General features: G+C 47.1%; 1 protein-coding gene. It reads left to right on the forward strand.

Going from position 1 to position 255, the window contains the following annotated elements; genetic code table 11:
* A partial coding sequence (locus AAIG11_RS18245; protein ID WP_425499442.1) for a Mu transposase domain-containing protein occupies window positions 1–255 on the forward strand: 255 nt, incomplete at both ends.

Below are 255 nucleotides of genomic sequence, written 5' to 3' on the forward strand. Positions count from 1 at the left end.
TACAGGGCAGAAGCCAAACCGTAGGCCAGCAGTCAGAAACAGACTGCTTTGCGCTTCACCGACTCCCAGCCTATGTTTTTGATACCAGTAAAAGTGTACCAGCACGTGTATATGATGACAGTACTGTTCAGTTTGACCGAAACCGTTACTCAGTACCAGTCGAACTGGTTGGTCGTCAGATAAGCGTTAAAGCTTACGGCAATCATATTGCCTGTTACCACAATGCAGAAAAGGTTGCCCATCACACACGCAGTT

This window comes from Anoxynatronum sibiricum (assembly GCF_039414295.1).
Lineage (GTDB): Bacteria > Bacillota > Clostridia > Peptostreptococcales > Tindalliaceae > Anoxynatronum > Anoxynatronum sibiricum.